At 68.0% G+C, this 16953-nt stretch carries 16 protein-coding genes; 13 read left to right on the forward strand and 3 right to left on the reverse strand.

From position 1 onward, the window contains the following. Positions 1–21 precede the first annotated feature (21 nt). Positions 22–1122: a pyruvate dehydrogenase (acetyl-transferring) E1 component subunit alpha gene (gene pdhA, locus V8686_RS14315; RefSeq protein WP_379706622.1), complete on the forward strand. Its 1101-nt coding sequence runs from the start codon at positions 22–24 to the stop codon at positions 1120–1122. Here pdhA and V8686_RS14320 read toward each other — a convergent pair. Next, on the reverse strand, positions 1092–1778 hold the full coding sequence (locus tag V8686_RS14320) for a PH domain-containing protein (RefSeq protein ID WP_379705252.1): 687 nt from the start codon (positions 1776–1778) through the stop codon (positions 1092–1094). The two genes, pdhA and V8686_RS14320, sit on opposite strands and share 31 nt — an antisense overlap. Continuing rightward, complete coding sequence (locus V8686_RS14325; RefSeq protein ID WP_379705255.1) at positions 1775–2392, reverse strand: PH domain-containing protein; 618 nt, start codon at positions 2390–2392, stop codon at positions 1775–1777. The genes V8686_RS14320 and V8686_RS14325 overlap by 4 nt, the downstream gene beginning before the upstream one ends. Positions 2393–2554: 162 nt before the next feature. Here V8686_RS14325 and V8686_RS14330 point away from each other — a divergent pair, with 162 nt between their 5' ends. Further along, complete coding sequence (locus V8686_RS14330; protein WP_379705258.1) at positions 2555–3226, forward strand: ribonuclease H-like domain-containing protein; 672 nt, start codon at positions 2555–2557, stop codon at positions 3224–3226. A gap of 3 nt (positions 3227–3229) precedes the next feature. Here V8686_RS14330 and V8686_RS14335 read toward each other — a convergent pair whose 3' ends face one another. Beyond that, positions 3230–4507 (reverse strand): NAD(P)/FAD-dependent oxidoreductase, encoded by a 1278-nt coding sequence (locus V8686_RS14335; RefSeq protein WP_379705261.1) that lies wholly within the window; start codon positions 4505–4507, stop codon positions 3230–3232. A gap of 71 nt (positions 4508–4578) precedes the next feature. Between V8686_RS14335 and V8686_RS14340 the strand changes: the two genes are divergently transcribed. From V8686_RS14340 to V8686_RS14390, 11 genes are all read left to right on the forward strand, one after another. Next, positions 4579–5751, forward strand: coding sequence for a pyridoxal-phosphate dependent enzyme (locus V8686_RS14340; protein WP_379705264.1), 1173 nt, complete (start codon positions 4579–4581; stop codon positions 5749–5751). A 161-nt stretch (positions 5752–5912) separates the two neighbouring features. After that, positions 5913–6602, forward strand: coding sequence for a metal-dependent transcriptional regulator (locus V8686_RS14345; protein ID WP_379705267.1), 690 nt, complete (start codon positions 5913–5915; stop codon positions 6600–6602). Beyond that, positions 6599–7309 carry a TMEM165/GDT1 family protein gene (locus V8686_RS14350; protein ID WP_379705270.1) on the forward strand — a complete coding sequence of 237 codons (711 nt, stop codon included), beginning with the start codon at positions 6599–6601 and terminating at the stop codon, positions 7307–7309. Before V8686_RS14345 ends, V8686_RS14350 begins: the two co-directional genes overlap by 4 nt. 52 nt (positions 7310–7361) lie before the next feature. After that, complete coding sequence (locus V8686_RS14355; protein ID WP_379705273.1) at positions 7362–8051, forward strand: LysE family translocator; 690 nt, start codon at positions 7362–7364, stop codon at positions 8049–8051. Positions 8052–8247: 196 nt separating this feature from the next. Beyond that, the gene (locus V8686_RS14360) at positions 8248–9417 is read left to right on the forward strand and encodes a M24 family metallopeptidase (RefSeq protein WP_379705276.1); all 1170 of its coding nucleotides are present in this window, start codon (positions 8248–8250) and stop codon (positions 9415–9417) included. A gap of 37 nt (positions 9418–9454) precedes the next feature. Then, a complete protein-coding gene (locus V8686_RS14365; protein WP_379705279.1) occupies positions 9455–10624 on the forward strand; it encodes an MFS transporter in 1170 nt (389 codons plus the stop codon). A 64-nt stretch (positions 10625–10688) separates the two neighbouring features. After that, positions 10689–11420: a prephenate dehydrogenase/arogenate dehydrogenase family protein gene (locus tag V8686_RS14370; protein WP_379705282.1), complete on the forward strand. Its 732-nt coding sequence runs from the start codon at positions 10689–10691 to the stop codon at positions 11418–11420. After that, positions 11417–12811 (forward strand): small ribosomal subunit Rsm22 family protein, encoded by a 1395-nt coding sequence (locus tag V8686_RS14375; RefSeq protein WP_379705285.1) that lies wholly within the window; start codon positions 11417–11419, stop codon positions 12809–12811. The genes V8686_RS14370 and V8686_RS14375 overlap by 4 nt, the downstream gene beginning before the upstream one ends. A 66-nt stretch (positions 12812–12877) precedes the next feature. After that, entirely contained in the window at positions 12878–13666 is a 789-nt protein-coding gene (gene surE, locus V8686_RS14380; RefSeq protein ID WP_379705288.1) for a 5'/3'-nucleotidase SurE, read from the forward strand. Positions 13667–13725: 59 nt separating this feature from the next. After that, positions 13726–14406, forward strand: coding sequence for a carbonic anhydrase (locus V8686_RS14385; protein WP_379705291.1), 681 nt, complete (start codon positions 13726–13728; stop codon positions 14404–14406). Positions 14407–14670: 264 nt separating this feature from the next. Then, complete coding sequence (locus V8686_RS14390) at positions 14671–16608, forward strand: HU family DNA-binding protein (protein WP_379705294.1); 1938 nt, start codon at positions 14671–14673, stop codon at positions 16606–16608. The last annotated feature ends 345 nt before the right edge of the window (positions 16609–16953 follow it).

Raw genomic sequence — 16953 nt, forward strand, 5'->3', positions numbered from 1 at the left:
GCGACCCGACGGGCGGGGTGACTGACCGTGGACTACGACGAGGGTGAGTTCGTCCGGGTGCTCGACGAGGACGGCGTCCCCGTCGACGATGACGCGGTGCCGGATCTGGACGACGGGACGCTCCTGGGGATGTATCGCGACATGCGCCTGACCCGCCACTTCGACCAGCGAGCGATCAACATCCAGCGACAGGGCCGCATCGGGACGTTCGCCTCCGGTGCAGGCCAGGAGGGCGCACAGGTCGGCTCGACGTACGCGCTGGCCGACGACGACTGGATCCTCTACCAGTACCGCGAACACGGGGCAGTGGTCGTCCGCGACCTGGACGCCGGCTACCTGTCCTACTGGATGGGTCACGAATCGGGCAACGCGACGCTCGCGGACAAACACGTCTTCCCGCTGAACATCACGATCGCCGACCACCTGCCACACGCAGTGGGGATGTCGTGGGCGTCGAAGCTGAAAGGCGACGGGCGCGCGACGGTCGTCCACTTCGGCGACGGCGCAACGAGCGAGGGCGACTTCCACGAGGCGATGAACTTCGCTGGCGTGTTCGACACGCCGACGGTCTTTTTCTGTAACAACAACGGGTGGGCCATCTCGGTGCCGGTCGAGAAGCAGACGGCGAGCGCCACCATCGCCCAGAAGGCGGCAGCCTACGGTATGGAGGGCGTCCGCGTCGACGGGATGGACCCGCTCGCGTGTTACAAGGTGACGAAAGAGGCCGTCGACCGGGCGCGCGACCCGGCGGAAGACGAGACCCGACCGACGCTGATCGAGGCGGTCACGTACCGCTACGGCGCCCACACGACCGCCGACGATCCGAGCGTCTACCGCGAGGACGAGGAGGTCGAACGCTGGAAGGACCGGGACCCGCTGGAGCGATTCGAGTCGTTCCTCCGGCGGACCGAGCGCCTGGACGACGATCTGGACGCGGAGATTCGGGCGGATATCGAGGACCACGTCGCGGCGATCATCGAGGCGTCCACCGAGGTGGAGGCCGATCCGGCGTCGATGTTCGATCACGCCTACGCGGATCTGCCGCCGGAACTGCGCCGGCAACGCGCCGGCTTCCTCGACGTCCTCGACCGCTACGGCGACGAGGCGTTCGTCCGGGACTGATCGTCGTCGGTGTCGTCGCCGTCGTCGTCTCCGGCGTCGGTCGCATCCGTCGTCGTCTCCACTGCGGTCCCCGCGTCGCCGTCGGCGAGACGGTGCTCGATTCGCTCGAACGCCTCGCGAGTGGCGCGAACCTCCTCGATAAGTTCCGCCAACTGATCCGCGCTCGCGGGCAGGTCGCCGTCCGCCGTCTCGTCACCGCCCCGACCCGCGTGTCGGCGCTGGAGTTCGGTGATTCGGTCGCGGACGGACGGCGCGTCCGGAATGCCGTCGAAGGAGATCTCGGCGCCGCTGCTGCCGGCGGTGCTGATCGAGATGGAGCCGTAGTCGAACTGCTTGCCCCAGAAGCTCCGGTTGAACTCCGTGTTCTGGATACGGTCGAGGTCGACCGTCTCGATGTTGGTCGAGAAGATGCCCGTCTTCACGTACAGCGACTTCGTCGTCACGACGTACTCGGTGTTCTCGATCCGGTAGTAGGCGAAGGGTACTCCCAGGAGGACGAGGAAGCCGATCAACACGACGGTCAATACGAGTCCGGTCGCGATGGTGCCATAGAGGGTTTCGAACGCCGGCTGACCGATCCAGACCACCTCCTCGTCGGGGTCGAGGGTGAGCCACTCCGGGGGCGCGGCGTCGCCGTCGACCGTCCCGTCGCTCATCCGTCGCTCACCTCCCGGTCGAGGCGCTCGGCCGCCGCCCGCAGCGCCCCGAACTCGGTTCGGAGCGCGTCGGCCGTCGCGGCGTTCAGGCCTGCGGGCGGCCGAGAGGGGCGACGCTCGTCCGCGCCGGTCAGCCGGTTGAGTTCGTCACGGACCGTCTCGGGATCGTCGAGGTCGGTAAAGCGCAGATCGACCCCCTCGGAACCGGCGGTGCTGAGGGAGACGGTACCGTAGTCGAAGAGGTTGCCCCAGACGTTCTTCTGGAGGGCGGTTCGCTGGACGTTCGCGAGTCCGACCCGCGTGACGCGCGTCGACAGGACGCCGCGCTTGCGGTAGCAGTTCCGGTCCGTCAACACGTACTCGACGTTCACGGTGCGCAGGTAGGTCGTCGCGGCCGCGGCTACCGCCGGCACGGCGAAAAGGACGGCCGCGCCGACGGGAACCAGCGTCGGCAGCGTCGTGGCCCGGACGGCGACGGCCGCACCGGCCACGAGGAGAGCGATCCAGAGCGCCGCCGCGACGGCCGAGGGGAGGACGCGCCGAACGCGCGGCGCGCCCCGCCAGACGACCGTCTCGCCGGCGTCGAGCGAGAGCCAGTCGGGATGGGAGACCATACGCCGCGTTCTCCGGGACGGCTTGTAAACGTTGGTCGTGAGAGGGGGACCTCTTCGATGGATCGATACGGACAGTCGTCCGTCAGTCAGGTGGGTCGCCGTGGCGGGCGGGCGAACTGCCAGTGAACAGTTATTTATCCTCGTCGCGGACCAGATGTGGCGATGCGATTCCCGCGCGAGGACCCGGCGGCCGAGACGGTGGCGACGGTGGACATCGAAACCACGGCCGTCGACCCAGGGGACGGCGAACTCGTCGCCATCGGCGTCGGCGTCCACCCGCGAGCGGAGCCGCTGACCCGGGCGACCTACGAGACGTTCCACCGTGACGGCGACGGGGAGGTGTCGCTGATCCGGGCGGCCATGGACTACCTAGCCCGGAGCGGCGCCGACGCGTTGGTCACCTACAACGGCGCCGAGTTCGACCTGCCGTTCGTCGAGAGGCGGCTGGCGGAACGCGGAGCCGCACTGGACCTTCCGGCGATCACCGCGTCCGAGACACACCTCGACCTGTTCTTGGACCGACGGGACCGCGCCGAGGCGGCCGACGAGCCTTGGCCCAGTCTGGAGACGTGCCTGGAGTCGTACGGCTACACTCCCGCCGAAACCGTCTGGCGGGGCACCCCGGTGACGAACGAGCGGTTCGGCGACGAACTCGGTCCGGCGTATCTCCGGACGCTCGGTACGGCGACGGGCGCCCGATTCCGGGCGACGCTCGCGGAAGTCGTCGATCACTATCTGCGGACCGACCTGGAGGCGACCCTGGCGCTGTTCTACGCCGACGTCGGCGAGCCGTTCGACTCGACGTATCTCGGCACCGAACGGCGATTCGAGTAGGCGTTACAGATCCGCGAGCACCGCGTCGGCGGCCTCCCGACCGCTGCGCATCGCCCCCTGGATGGCGGACCACGCCGTGTAGTCGCCGGCGAGATACACCGTGCCGTTCGGGTCGCGGGTGTCCGGTAGGTCGTCGTGGATGCCGGGCGGTTGGGCGAACTGCGCGAACTCGATCCGGTCGGTGTGGACGTGTTCGAGGCCGGCGAACTGGCGTTCGGGATACCACGCCGCGAGGGCGTCGCGGGTCGCGTCGACCAGGTCTCCGTCGGGGGTATCGAGCGCGGCGTCCCCGAGGAACGTGGCACAGAGCAGTCGCCGGTCGTCCGGCGCGTAGCTCGACGCGACGGCGGAGAGCGGTACGATGGCGTTCGGCCGGTCGTCGGCCGCGTTCAGGTGGATCTTTCGGGCGTCGTCCAGCGACGGCCCGTCCGGCAGGGAACAGTACGCGGTGACGGACGGCCGGGCAGCGGTGGGGATGGCGGCCACACCCGTCAGGCGCCCGGCCGTCCGCGGGTCGGTGGCGACGACGGCCGCGTCGGCGTCGACGACGCGGCTCTCGGTTTCGACCGTCGCGCCGTCGGCGTCGCCCGAGACGGCCGCGACGGGGCTGTCGAGGTGGATGGTCGCACCGGCGTCGCGGGCGCGCTTGGCGAGTTGGGCGGGGACGGCGGCCATCCCCGCCGCAGGCAGGGCGATCAACCCCTCGCTCATCGCCTTGAAGGTGTACTCGAAGACCCGTTTCGACGTGGCGAGCGAGCGGTCGAGGGTGATGCCGCCGTAGAAGGGGGCGACGAAGTTATCGAGGTAGGATTCGGCGAACCCCCAGTCGCGGAGGTACTCGTCGATGGGCGCGTCCGCGCTCTCGAAGATGGCTACCTCGTCGCGGCTGCCGACGTGCTGACGGAGGGCGAGCGTCCGGAGTTTGTCCGTCGTGGTTACCTCCCGGTTGAACAGCGTCTCGGTGAGCGAGAGGGGGTCGCGGAGCGGGTCGGCGAGGACCGACCGCTCGCCAGGCCGGCAGATCACGGCGCCTGGCGAGAACGACTGCAGGTCGAGCGCACGCAGGTCGAGTTCCCGGCGGACGGCCGGATAGGCGGTGAACAGCACCTGAAATCCACGGTCGAGTGTGAAGCCGTCGCGCCGGCGAGTGCGGACCCGACCGCCGACCTCGTCGCGGCGTTCGAACACGGTGACGTCCGCACCGGCGTCGGCGAGGTGTCGGGCGGCGACCAGCCCCGCCAATCCGGCGCCGGCGACGGCGACCGACGGTGTATCGTCCATACCGAGCGGTCGGCCGGCGAGGATAAAGAATCCATGGACAGGGATTTGCCCCTCCGGTCGCAACCGTCGCCATGGACACTGCCGAACGGCTCCTCGGTCTCGACTGCACGGCGACCGGCGAGCGGTACGCCCCGGACCACGTCGGGCGGAGCGACGCCGGCGCGCCGGTCACGCCGGTCTACGACCTCGACGCCGTCGACCCGACGGCCCTACCCGCCGATCCGGACTCGATGTGGGACTACGACGCCCTCCTGCCCGTCGCCGCGGGCGACGCCGTCTCCGCGGCCGAGGGGGCGACACCGTTGCTCGACGCCGACGAGCTGGCGACCGACCTCGGCGTCGACGCCGTACTCCTCAAGGACGAGGGGCGAAACCCCACGGGGACGATACTGGACCGCGGGCTGTCCGTGGCGGTGACGATGGCGGAAAAGGGGGACGCCGACCTGCTAGCGCTCGCGGCAGCGGGCGACGCCGGACAGTCGGCGGCGGCCTACGCCGGACGGATCGACACCGACTGTTACGCCTACGTCCCCTCGCGTGCCCCCTTCCCGAACAAGGCGATGGTGAACGTCCACGGGGCGGACATGCGCGTGATCGGCGGGCGATACCCGGACGCACTCGAGGCGCTCCAGTCGGATCTGGTGACCGACTGGTACTCGCTCCAGGAGTTCACGACGCCCTATCGCCACGACGGCTACCGGACGCTCGCCTACGAGGTGGCCGGCGCGCGCGACTGGACGGCTCCGGACGCCGTCGTCGTCGCCGTCGGCACCGGCGAGACGCTGGTGGGTATCGAACGCGGGTTCCGCGACCTGATCGAACTCGGCCTGGTCGACCGGATGCCACGCGTCCACGCCGTTCAGGCGGAGGGATGTGCGCCGGTAGTCGACGCCCACGATGCGGGTGCCGACGCCGTCGACCCGGTGACGTATCCCGACACCATCTGCGGCGAACTCGAGATCCCGAATCCGGCGGGCGGATCGCTCGCCCTCGACGCCCTCGCCGAGAGCGGTGGCGAGGCCGTGGTCGTGAGCGACGAGGACCTGCTGGAGAGCGCCGTCGCCCTCACCCAGCGTCTCGGGACGGAGGTGGGCGCGACGGGTGGTGCCGCCGCGGCGGGAGCCTGGGCGCTCTCGGAGCAGGGTGCCTTCGACGACGACGAGACGGTCGTCGTGGTCAACGCCGACGCGGGTGTGAAGACGGCCGACCTGCTCCGGAGCCACCTGATGAGCCAGGGCGTCTGAGACGGCTCGTGTAACTGTTTTCCGACCGTCGCCGACGACGGGGGCGGCGACGGCCGGTACCGACTCGCGATGGGTCGTATGTGGATTCGGTGCGACGCACATCCGAGTTTGGCACGACAGCTTTATGAATTAGAGTCGTCTAAAAGCTGGCAGACAGACTGATGCTGAGCGACGCGATGGAGGACTATCTCAAGGCAATCTATCGGCTCCAGTCCGAGGACGGTGCGCCGGTGTCCACCTCGGCCATCGCCGGCGAAGTGGACAAGACGGCGCCGACGGTGACCAGCATGGTCCAGAAACTCGCTGACCGGGGCCTACTGGAGCGCGAGAAGTACAAGGGAGTGGAACTGACCCCGGAAGGGGAGACGGTGGCGCTGGAGGTACTCCGGCATCATCGCTTGCTCGAGGCGTATCTGGCCGAGCATCTCGACTACTCGTGGACCGACGTTCACGAGGAGGCCGACGCCCTCGAACACCACATCTCGGAGGAGTTCGAACGGCGAGTGGCCGAGGCGCTCGGCGATCCGAAGGTCGACCCCCACGGCGACCCGATCCCCAGCGCGGAACTGCACCCCCTCGGCGGCGACGAGACGACGCCGCTGAGCGAACACGAACCGGGTGATCGGGTGGTCGTCGGTCGGGTGCGTGACCGCGACGAGGAGGAACTCGCCTACCTCGACGACGCGGGCATTCGTCCGGGGACGGAGCTGGAGATCGTCGACGTGGCGCCCTTCGGCATGGTGACCGTCCGGATCGGTGACGAAGAGCAGAGCCTCCCCGAGTCGGTGGCCCGTACTATCCGGGTACGGCCGGCCAACGCCGACCCGGCCGAGGGGGTGACCGGTGCGTGACGGGCTGGCTCGAAATCCTCACCGTCGCCTTCGTCGCCCAACTCGTCGTGTTGCCCGGGGAGAAAGTCCAGTTCATCATCGCGGGGCTCTCGACCCGCTACAACCCGCTGGTCGTGGTGAGTGCCGCGGGCACGGCCTTCGCGGGGTGGACGGCGCTCGAAATCCTGTTCGGGGAGGCGCTCCAGCGGGCGCTCCCGCCCGTCGTGCTGGACGCGTTCACCGCCGGGCTGTTTTTTCTCTTCGCCGTCCTGCTCTATCGGTCCGCACCCGAAGGCGGCGACCCCGAACCCGTCGAGACGGCGACGACCGACGGCGGCGTCGCATCGCTGTCGGGCGACTTCCGGCCGACGGTGTTCGGTCGTGAACTCCCCGAGGTGTTCGGCGGCTTCGTCCCCATCTTCGCGATGATGGCGGCCGGGGAGTTCGGCGACAAAACCCAGTTGGTGACCATCGGTCTGGCGGCCCAGTACGGCGCTCACCCCGCGATCTGGGCGGGAGAGATGCTCGCCATCATTCCCGTGAGCCTCGCCAACGCCTTCTTCTTCCACCGGTTCTCGCACCGACTGGATCTCCGGAAGGCCCACTACTTCTCGGCCGCCCTCTTTGCCTTCTTCGCGAGCGACACCGTGTTGAGTATCTTCACCGGCTTCTCCGTCTGGGAGACGGTCGTCACGGCGGTGTCGACGGCCGTCCTGGCGTTGTTCTGACGCCGCGTCCGGAAGCGGTAGCGTTTTTCTCGCCGCCGGTCAGAGTCGAACCGTGCCGAGTCCCCTCCCCTCGCTCGCGGCCGGTATCGTCTTCGGCCTCGCCCTCGCCGCACCGCCCGGTCCGATGAACGCCGTCATCGCCGAGGAGTCCGTCAACAACGGCTGGTTCGCCGGCGCGCGAACCGGTCTGGGGGCGATGACTGCCGACGCCGTCTTCTTCGTCTGCTCGCTGCTCGGTGTCGTCACCTTCGTCGAGCGCTTCCCGACGATTCGCGCGGCGATGGTCGGCGTCGGCGGCCTCCTCATGCTCTACTTCTCCTACGGCGCCGCCTCGGAGGTGACCGACGGGATGGAGTCGGTCCCGACCGACGGCGCGGCATCCCGAGCGGCCACCGGGTTCCGCAAGGCGTTCGTGCTCGCGCTCACCAACCCCTACCAGATCCTCTTCTGGCTGACCATCGGCGTCGGGTTGCTCGAACCCGGCCGTCTCGACGTGCTCTCCTATACGCCCTACGTCGGCGCCGACCTGGCCGGTCTGTTGGTGGTCCGGACGGGGAGTCCGGCGCTCATCGTCGGCTTCTTCCTCGGCATCGGCCTCTGGATCACCGGCTTCCCGGCGGCGCTCCGCGCGGCCCAGCGGCGGGTCGCCTCCTTCACCCCCATCGTCGCCGGCGGCAGCGCCCTCGTTCTCGCCGGGTTCGGTGTGGTCTTTCTCGTCGACGCGGTGCGGACGCTGCTCTGATCCGGATTGGTGTGGCCGTGTCTCGACCGTCGCGTGTGGCGGGCGCGCCGTCGAGTCGCGCGTCGCCGCGGCTGGGTGCGTTCGAACGGCCTCCGGCCTTCGTCTCCGGTGTGACGCTCCTCGCGTCCTGAACGGCCACGGTCGCGGGAGACTACCCGACCAAGCGTATTTGCCGCCCCGACTCCGACGGACACGTATGCAACCCGACCTCTCGGCACTCGACGCGACCCTCGGCGACGGCGCGGACGGCTATCTCGTCGACGCCGACGGCACCGACTCGACCCAGCGCTACCTCTCGGGCTTCGACGCGCCGGACCCCTTCGTCACCTGCTACACCCCCGACGGCGTCCACCTCCTCGTCTCCGGGCTGGAGTACGGCCGCGCGAAGAAGGACGCGCGGGCGGACACGGTGTCCCGACTCGCCGACTACGACTACCGCGAACGGGTGAGCGAGGCCGGTCAGGTCGCTGGTCGGGCGGCCGTCGTCGCCGACTTTCTCGCCGAACGAGCGGTCGGGTCGGTGGCCGTCCCCGCGCGCTTCCCGCTTGGCACCGCCGACGGCCTGCGCGAGGCCGGCGTGACCGTAGACGTGGACGACGGCGACGCAGTCACGCGGATTCGTGCGGTCAAAACGTCCGAGGAGGTCGAGTACGTCCGTCGGGCCCAGCGGGCGAACGAGCGGGCGATGGCGGCCGCGGAGTCGGTGATCGAATCGGCGACGGTCGTCGAGGGCGTACTCCACCGCGACGGCGACCCGCTGACGAGCGAGGCCGTGCGTCGAGAAATCGAACTGACGCTGCTTCGCGAGGGGTGTGCGCTGGACGAGACCATCGTCGCCTGTGGCGCCGACGCCGCCGACCCCCACGACCGGGGGTCGGGACCGCTCCGTGCAGACGAACCGATCGTCGTCGACATCTTCCCGCGCGACAAGGGGACGCGGTACCACGCGGATATGACCCGAACCTTCCTGAAAGGTACACCCGACTCGACGCTCCGGGAGTGGTTCGATCTGACCGACGAAGCACGCCGGGCCGGACTCGACGCCCTCGAACCCGGGGTCACCGGGGAGGCCGTTCACGGTGCCGTCTGCGACGTGTACGAGGCGGCCGGCGTGCCGACGCTCCGAACCAATCCCGGCGCCGAGACGGGATTCATCCACAGCACCGGCCACGGCGTCGGTCTGGACGTCCACGAACTGCCGCGGATCGCCCCCGACGGCGACGAACTCGAACCCGGAAACGTCGTGACCATCGAACCCGGACTGTACGACCCCGACGTGGGCGGCGTCCGCATCGAGGACCTCGTCGTCGTCACCGAGGACGGCTACGAGAACCTGACCGACTACCCGGTCGAACTGGTCGTGTAACCGCAAGGCACTTCGTCGCGGTCGATCCACTGTCGGTGTGAACTGGCGGTATCGTCACACGGTACTGGGACTCTGCACGCTCGCGTTCGCCGCCACGATGCTGGCACGACTGGTCATCAGTCCGGTCGTGCCCGACGTGACGGGACATTTCGACGTCTCGACGGGGGCTGTCGGACTCGCGCTCTCGGGAATGTGGGCCGCCTACGCCCTCACGCAGTTTCCGTCGGGCATCCTCGGCGACCGATTCGGCGAACGATTGGTGATTCTCGCGGCGGTAGGCATCACCGCCGCCGCCAGTCTGTCGCTCGCGTTCGCACCCACGTTCGTGGTGTTCGGGCTGCTGACCGTCGTCCTCGGCGCGGGTGCGGGCCTCCATTACAGCGTCGCTACGTCGCTGCTCACGAAGGAGTTCGACGACATTGGACGCGCCATCGGCGTCCACGTCGGCGGTGGTCCAGTGGCGGGGCTGGTCGCCCCCGTCGTCGCCACCGCAGTGGCCGTCCGGTTCGGCTGGCGGGCCGCCATCGGCGTCGGCGCCGCCGTCGCCGTCCCCGTCTTCGTGGCGTTCGCCTGGCGAATCGAGCGGACGCCGCCGGAACGGCCCGAGGAGTCGATGCGCGACCGGATGGCGATCCGTCCGCTGATCGGACTGCTCACCCGTCCACCCATCGCCTTCACGACCCTCGTCGCCTTCCTCGGTGCCTTCTCCTGGCAGGCGACCGCCTCCTTCCTCCCTGCCTTCCTCGTCGCCTTCCGCGACCTGCCCGAGACGAGCGCCGGCCTCCTGTTCTCGGCGTACTTCGTCGTCAGCGGCGTCGGGACGCCGACCATCGGCTGGGTGTCGGATCGCGTCGGACGTGACGGCGCGGCCATCGTGACGATGGCGGCGGGCGTCGTTGGCTACGCGCTCCTCGTGGTCGGCCCACGGGTCGCGCTCCTGCCCGCCATCGGCCTCGTCGGCATCGCGATGACTTGGGGAGCGCCCATCCAGTCGCGCTACTTCGACAAGTTCGAACCGGACGAACGCGGCGCTGCCTTCGGCCTCGTCCGCACCGCGTACATGGTCCTCGGCGCGACGGGGAGTGTGGTCGTCGGCGCCCTCTCGGACGTGGCGGGGTGGGCCGTGGCCTACGGCCTCCTCGTGGCCGTGACGGGACTGGCGCTGGTCCTCCTCGTGTCCAACCTCGCCCTCGGACTCGATCTCTAGTCCACCGTCCCGCGCCACCGTCGGCACCGAACCCCTTTTGAGCGGTGAGGGGGAAGCCACGCGCATGGATCTGCTGGTGGTCGGCGCGGGCGAGATGGGCCGCTGGGTCGCCCGGACCGTCGACCGACCCGTCGCGCTCGCCGACGTCGACACCGCGGCCGCGGAACGGGCGGCCGCCGCCCTCGGAAGCGAGGCTCGGGCGGTGCCGACGGACACGACGGAGACGTTCGACGCCGTCTGTCTGGCCGTCCCCATCTCCGCCGTCGACGCAGCCGTCGAGCGGTACGCCCCCCGGGCGGAGCGAGCGATGTGCGACGTGAGCGGCGTGATGGCCGGGCCGGTGGCGGCGATGCGGGAGACGCTGCCGGATCGCGAGCGGGTGTCGATGCACCCCCTCTTCGCCGCGTCGAACGCTCCCGGGAACGTCGCCGTCGTCGCCGACGCACCGGGACCGGTAACCGACGCCATCCGCGACGACGTGGCCGCCGCGGGCAACCACACCTTCGAGACGACCGTCGAAGAACACGACACCGCGATGGAGACTGTACAGGCCGGCGCCCACACCGCCGTCCTCGCCTACGCCCTCGCCGCCGCCGACGTCCGCGAGGAGTTCGCGACGCCCGTCTCGGCCGCGATGGACGACCTCGTGGCGACGGTGACCGGCGGCACGCCCCGGGTGTACCGCGAGATTCAGGAGACGTTCGACGGTGCCGGCGCCGTCGCCGACGCCGCCCGACGGGTGGCGGACGCCGAGGGCGACGCCTTCGATGAGCTCTACCGCGAGGCCGGCGAATGATCGACCGCGAAGCCGTCCGGTCGAACGCCAAATACCTACGACAGGTGCGGCCCATCGACCCCGACGAAATCGCCGAGTACGTTGACGGTCGGCCGCATCCGGCGGCCGTCCACCGGGTACTCCGCGAGGAAGCCTACGATCTCGGCCTGTTCGAACGCGAAGACGGCGTGTTCGTACCCGCGAACGAGGACCCGGTGCCGCCGGCAGACTGGACGCCCACTCACCTCCCCGACAGCTACGTCGACGGGGTCGAGGACTTGCTCGTCGCCCGCTACGGCGCCAACTGGCACCGTGGCGACACCGGCGACCGACTGCGCGAGGTGATCCGGCGGCTGAAAGCCGACTACTACGAACAGAATCCGGTCGAGTACGACGAGGAGGTGGCGCTTGGCTACGCCATCTACCACCTGCCCGACTACTACGCCGCCGTCGGCTACCCCCTCGACGACCTGGTCGAGCGGTCGCTCCTCCCCCGTCGCCTCCGCGTCCTCGACGTCGGCGCGGGCGTCGGCGGCCCGGCGCTCGGTCTCCTCGAGTACCTCCCCGACGACGCCGTCGTCGACTACCACGCCGTCGAACCGAGCGCCGCGGCGGACGTCCTCGACTCCCTGCTCGCCGACACGCGCCGAAACGTCCGGACGACCGTCCACCGGGAACGGATCGAGGAGTTCGACTTCGACGACGCCCCCTACGATCTGATCCTCGCGGCCAGCGTCCTGAGCGAACTCGACGACCCGGTCTCCGTCGTCGAACGGGGGCTGGACACCCTCGCGGACGACGGGACACTCCTGGCCATCTCGCCGGCGGACCTCGAAACCAGCACCGGGCTTCGACGGGTCGAACGCGCCGTCGCCGACGACGGCGACGTGACCGTCTACGCGCCCACGCTTCGCCTGTGGCCCGGCACGACACCGTCGGACCGCGGCTGGTCGTTCGACGAACGCCCCCGGATCGAAGCGCCGCGACCCCAACGCCGTCTCGACGACGCCGGCGCCGATCCGGGGACGTTCCGCAACGAGACGGTGAAGTTCTCCTACACGCTCCTCCGACGCGACGGTCGGCGTCGTGTCGACGCCCGTGCCGATCCGTCGCGACACGCCAAGATGGCCGACATGGAACGCCACGTCACGGAACGGATCGACCTGCTAGCGGTGAAGCTCAGTCGGGACCTCGCTGATGGCGGGAATTCACTGTTCAAGATCGGTGACGGGAGCGAGCGACTGGAACACTACGCGGTGTCGACCCGGGAATCGGCGCTGAACCGTGCCCTCCGAACGGCGGAGTACGGCACGGTCCTCCAGTTCGAGAACGTTCTCGCGCTGTGGAACGACGACGAGGGGGCGTACAACCTCGTCGTCGACGGCGAGGCGGTCGTCGACAGAGTGGCCTGAGACGGCCGGTGACGGCTGCGGTCGTGAGCCGGAGCGCCTAACCCGGCGGCCACCCGAGGGGCGGGCATGGACGAGCCACACGTCCTCCTGACGAACGACGACGGTATCGACTCCGTCGGGTTCCGCTCACTCTACGACGCGCTCTCTGAAATCACAGAGGTGACCGCCGTCGCGCCGAGCGGTGACCAGAGCGCCGTGGGTCGTGCGATGTCCCGCGAAGTCGAAGTCGAGGAACACGACCTGGGGTACGCCATCCACGGCACGCCCGCCGACTGCACCGTCGTCGGTCTGGAGGCACTCTGTCCGGACGTGGACATGGTGGTCGCGGGCTGTAACCGCGGCGCCAACCTCGGCGCCTACGTCCTCGGGCGCTCCGGCACCGTCAGCGCTGCCGTCGAGGCCGCCTTCTTCGACGTGCCCGCCATCGCTGTCTCGCTGTACGTCCCCGGTGACGACGGCGAGTGGGAACACGCCGCAGACGAGATACGGGACTACCGAAACGCCACCGAGGCGACGGTCTACCTCGTCGAACACGCTCTCGGCGCCGGCGTCTTCGAACAGGCGGAGTACCTGAACGTCAACGCCCCCATCTACGACCCCGGCGCGGACCTCGCGCCCCTGGAGATCACCGAACCGTCGACGCTCTACGACATGCGCGCCGAACGTGACGGCGGCCGGATCAGCCTCACCGACAACGTCTGGGCGCGGATGCGCGAGGGGACGCTCCCCGACCCGCAGGGGACCGACCGCCGGGCCATCGTCGAGGGCCGAGTCAGCGTCTCGCCGCTCACGGCGCCCCACACCACACAGCACCACGAGGCTCTCGACGCCCTCGCGGAGACGTACCGGAGCTGACGGGTGTCGACGGGGCCGACCACCAACACCTTTGAGCGACGGACGGCTACTACCGAGCGATGCACCGACCGTTCGTCGACCTCCTGGACCGGAACCTCGACCACGCCGCCGCGTTCACGGACCGGTTCGACGACGTACAGGACGCCCAGCACCCGCCGGTCGTCACCGTCTGTTGTTCGGACTCGCGCGTCCTCCAAGACCACATCTGGGGAAACGACACGCCCGGTCAGTTGTTCACCTGCGGCAACATCGGCAACCGCGTCGTCGACCGGACGGCCGCGGGCGACGTCGTCTCCGGGGACGTACTCTATCCCATCGTGCACACGGGGACCGAAACAGTCGTCGTCGTCGGCCACACGGGCTGTGGCGCCGTGACCGCGGCCTACGACGACCTGACCGACGGGATCGACGAACCGCCGGGCATCGAGCGCTGTCTCGACCTGCTGGAACCCCAACTGGAGGCGGGCGTCGACGCGCTCCCCGACGGACTGGACCGAGCGGCCGCCATCGACCGCCTCGTCGAGTACAACGTCGACCGACAGGTCGACTTCCTCGTCGAGAGCGACGAGGTGCCGGCCGAGGTGGAGGTTGTCGGCGTCGTCTACGACTTCCAGGACGTCTACTCGGGGCAGCGAGGGGAGGTCCACGTGATCAACGTCGACGGCGAACGAGACCCCGATGCCCTGCGGGCAACCCATCCCGACATCGAGAGTCGGATCGAACGGCTGTGGACGTACTGAACGGGGTCGTTACGTCTCCGCGGCGCGCTCTCTTCAGATTCGTCGGCACAGACACCCGTCCGCGAGTGTGATCCCACCGGCTCTCCCGCTGTTCCACCTCGTTCAGGTAGCTGAAATCCACACTGGGGAGACACTACTAACTACCGTTAGGTGACACTTTTCGAGGTCGCACAATCACAGCACGAACCGGGCCCGACCTTCAGAACGTATATGAATATTTTCATAAATATTCTTATACTGTGAGAGCCCCTCTAACACTCGAAGATGAACTCAACGAAAGAGTACAGTTCGAGGCGGGACACGTCGCCGACCGGAACGACCCGCCGACAGATGCTCGCTGCGAGCGGCCTTGTGGCGGTCGGGGCGCTCGGTGGCTGCCTCGATAGGGTCGCGAGCGCGACGACTCATACGGGGGCGTCACCAGCAGCACCGTTCGCAGGCATCGGTGAGTACACGGGTCCAACACCGATTGGTGACGAGCCGACCGTATACAAACTGACACCGACCGCGTCCGCAGACATCGGACCAGTATCTAACGAAGTCGAACTCGAAGCGTGGGTAACCGCAACCGCCATCGCAGCCACCTGTTGTTTCGACTACAACGATGGCACGACTCAAAGTAACCGAGTCGGTTACAACAACGGTCGGAGCAACCGAGCAACAATCCGTGGCCCGGGTGACTCCGACTCGGACGCCGATGGGGTCGACGACACGGTCGAGGTGCGTTCAGCCGCGCTCGAACTAGAGACACAACTTCTCGCCCAGACGACGGAGGCAGCAGCATCCATCAGCAAGCGCAGTGCTCGAACCGGCCGGAATCCGGACACCGGCAAACCCATCAAAGAATTTTTCGACGGGATGATGGACACCATCGAGGAGGTACAGGCCACACTTGAACGCTGCTCCGACGACGTGTGCGTCACCGTCCGGGACCACGCAGATGGACGCAAAAAACTGACCCAACAGGCGTCGGCGCACGTCGATAACGGCGAATGGGAAACCGCCAGCGAGAACGTTCAGGCCGTACAAGAAATCGTCGAAGGCGATATCGAACTCCTCGAATCGTCGTTGAACGACGCCCCGGACGAACCACTCGGCAACCCCCGTCTGCAGGAACTGACTGGGGCAAGTTCCGAAAACGTTGCTGCTCTCTACGAGTACCTCGCCGGTAAGCCCGTACTCAGTGAGCAGTTCACTATCACGGTGCCCGATGCACGCCTCTCCGGAGGCGGCAGCGACATCATCGTCGGCGAGTACCTCTCGCCTCGCCACGTCATCGAGTACGTGACCGGTCGGGCCGACACTGACGGGAAAGTCTACGCATGGGGGGATTCCAAGCGTGCGTCCAGTGGAGGGAACAACACCAGCCCGATTTACGAGGGCGACGCTGTCGGGGGTCAAAACGCGATTCACCGCGGCTCACTCATGAATCCCGGTGACGATGACGGGAGCCCGCTGTACAACTCGGAAACGTTCCTGTCTGCCATCTCCGGACCTGTCGACACGGGCATCCATCTCGAATCACACGCCGTTGACGGGAGAGTTACTGTTCGTCCAGTGAACGACCCGCCTCAACCCACAGAGGCAACTCCTGCTCTTGCGGTCAGCGCAGACGGGTCGTCTTCCGAACCCGCAGACTTCGACGAGTGGGGGTCTGAAAGCGGCGAGAGTTCGACCACGTCGACGCTGGTGTGTCCGATTATGGTCGCTCCGCCGGACTGTCCGATGCCGTTCTCAGCGCTGTTGTACGTGCGCCGCTGCAAGCACACTGACCAGTACATCTACACGGGCGGATGGGTCATCGACGATGGCAGTCTCTACGAAGATTCCACTACACTCGTGGCTGTGGGAGGTCAGACAGAAGTCATCGGGATTGGAGCGGGTGATTTGGACGGAGATGGGTACGGTGACGTGATGGCCCGTCGCCTGTCGGGAGACGGAGACCAACGAGGGGCGCGACTGTTCGATGGGACGGTTTCGGCTGCAGTTGCCGAGGGTGTGCTTTCAGAAGCGGAAGGTAACGACAGAGTGGTTCGAAAGAAGCCGGGGAGAACGGCGCCGCAAGAGGGGGACACTGGCGATGGAGTACCGGTGGTGGTTGCGCAACAAGGACGCCTGCCAATTGTCCACTTCACGGAATCGAACGCCTCCGATACCGTGAAATTCAAAGCTGGAGCAGAGCTCTCGAAGAGCGTGAACTGAGCCGCCTCCGCTCGGCGACTCTCCCGCTGTTCCACCGAATTCAGGTCGATACAACCTCCCAGACCGTGGACGTGACGGGACTGCACGCCCCCGTTCTCGTGAACACGGCAGCCGCACGTCGACGCGATAAGGTCGCTTGGCCCGAGGGCTCAGTTATCGAGTCGCTCGCCGCCGAACGTCGCGAGCGCGGCGTCGAGAGTCGACGCCCCCATCACTAATCTCCGTCTAGAAATCCGGTAACAGCCGTTCTTTCGCCTACCGACTCTCTCGTCGTTCTACTTCGTTCAACTCGCTAAAATTCACCATACTCAGTAGGGAACTGATTTTCTTGGACCCACCAATCAC

This window comes from Haloplanus litoreus, from assembly GCF_045690335.1.
Lineage (GTDB): Archaea > Halobacteriota > Halobacteria > Halobacteriales > Haloferacaceae > Haloplanus > Haloplanus litoreus.

Bases quoted from the DNA above. Each gene is read 5' to 3' on its own strand.
- V8686_RS14325 (WP_379705255.1), bottom strand. From the start codon at position 2,392: ATGGTCTCCCATCCCGACTGGCTCTCGCTCGACGCCGGCGAGACGGTC.
- surE (WP_379705288.1), top strand. From the start codon at position 12,878: ATGGACGAGCCACACGTCCTCCTGACGAACGACGACGGTATCGACTCC.
- V8686_RS14370 (WP_379705282.1), top strand. From the start codon at position 10,689: ATGGATCTGCTGGTGGTCGGCGCGGGCGAGATGGGCCGCTGGGTCGCC.
- V8686_RS14390 (WP_379705294.1), top strand. From the start codon at position 14,671: ATGAACTCAACGAAAGAGTACAGTTCGAGGCGGGACACGTCGCCGACC.
- V8686_RS14330 (WP_379705258.1), top strand. From the start codon at position 2,555: ATGCGATTCCCGCGCGAGGACCCGGCGGCCGAGACGGTGGCGACGGTG.
- V8686_RS14385 (WP_379705291.1), top strand. From the start codon at position 13,726: ATGCACCGACCGTTCGTCGACCTCCTGGACCGGAACCTCGACCACGCC.
- V8686_RS14360 (WP_379705276.1), top strand. From the start codon at position 8,248: ATGCAACCCGACCTCTCGGCACTCGACGCGACCCTCGGCGACGGCGCG.
- V8686_RS14340 (WP_379705264.1), top strand. From the start codon at position 4,579: ATGGACACTGCCGAACGGCTCCTCGGTCTCGACTGCACGGCGACCGGC.
- V8686_RS14335 (WP_379705261.1), bottom strand. From the start codon at position 4,507: ATGGACGATACACCGTCGGTCGCCGTCGCCGGCGCCGGATTGGCGGGG.
- V8686_RS14345 (WP_379705267.1), top strand. From the start codon at position 5,913: ATGCTGAGCGACGCGATGGAGGACTATCTCAAGGCAATCTATCGGCTC.
- V8686_RS14320 (WP_379705252.1), bottom strand. From the start codon at position 1,778: ATGAGCGACGGGACGGTCGACGGCGACGCCGCGCCCCCGGAGTGGCTC.
- V8686_RS14375 (WP_379705285.1), top strand. From the start codon at position 11,417: ATGATCGACCGCGAAGCCGTCCGGTCGAACGCCAAATACCTACGACAG.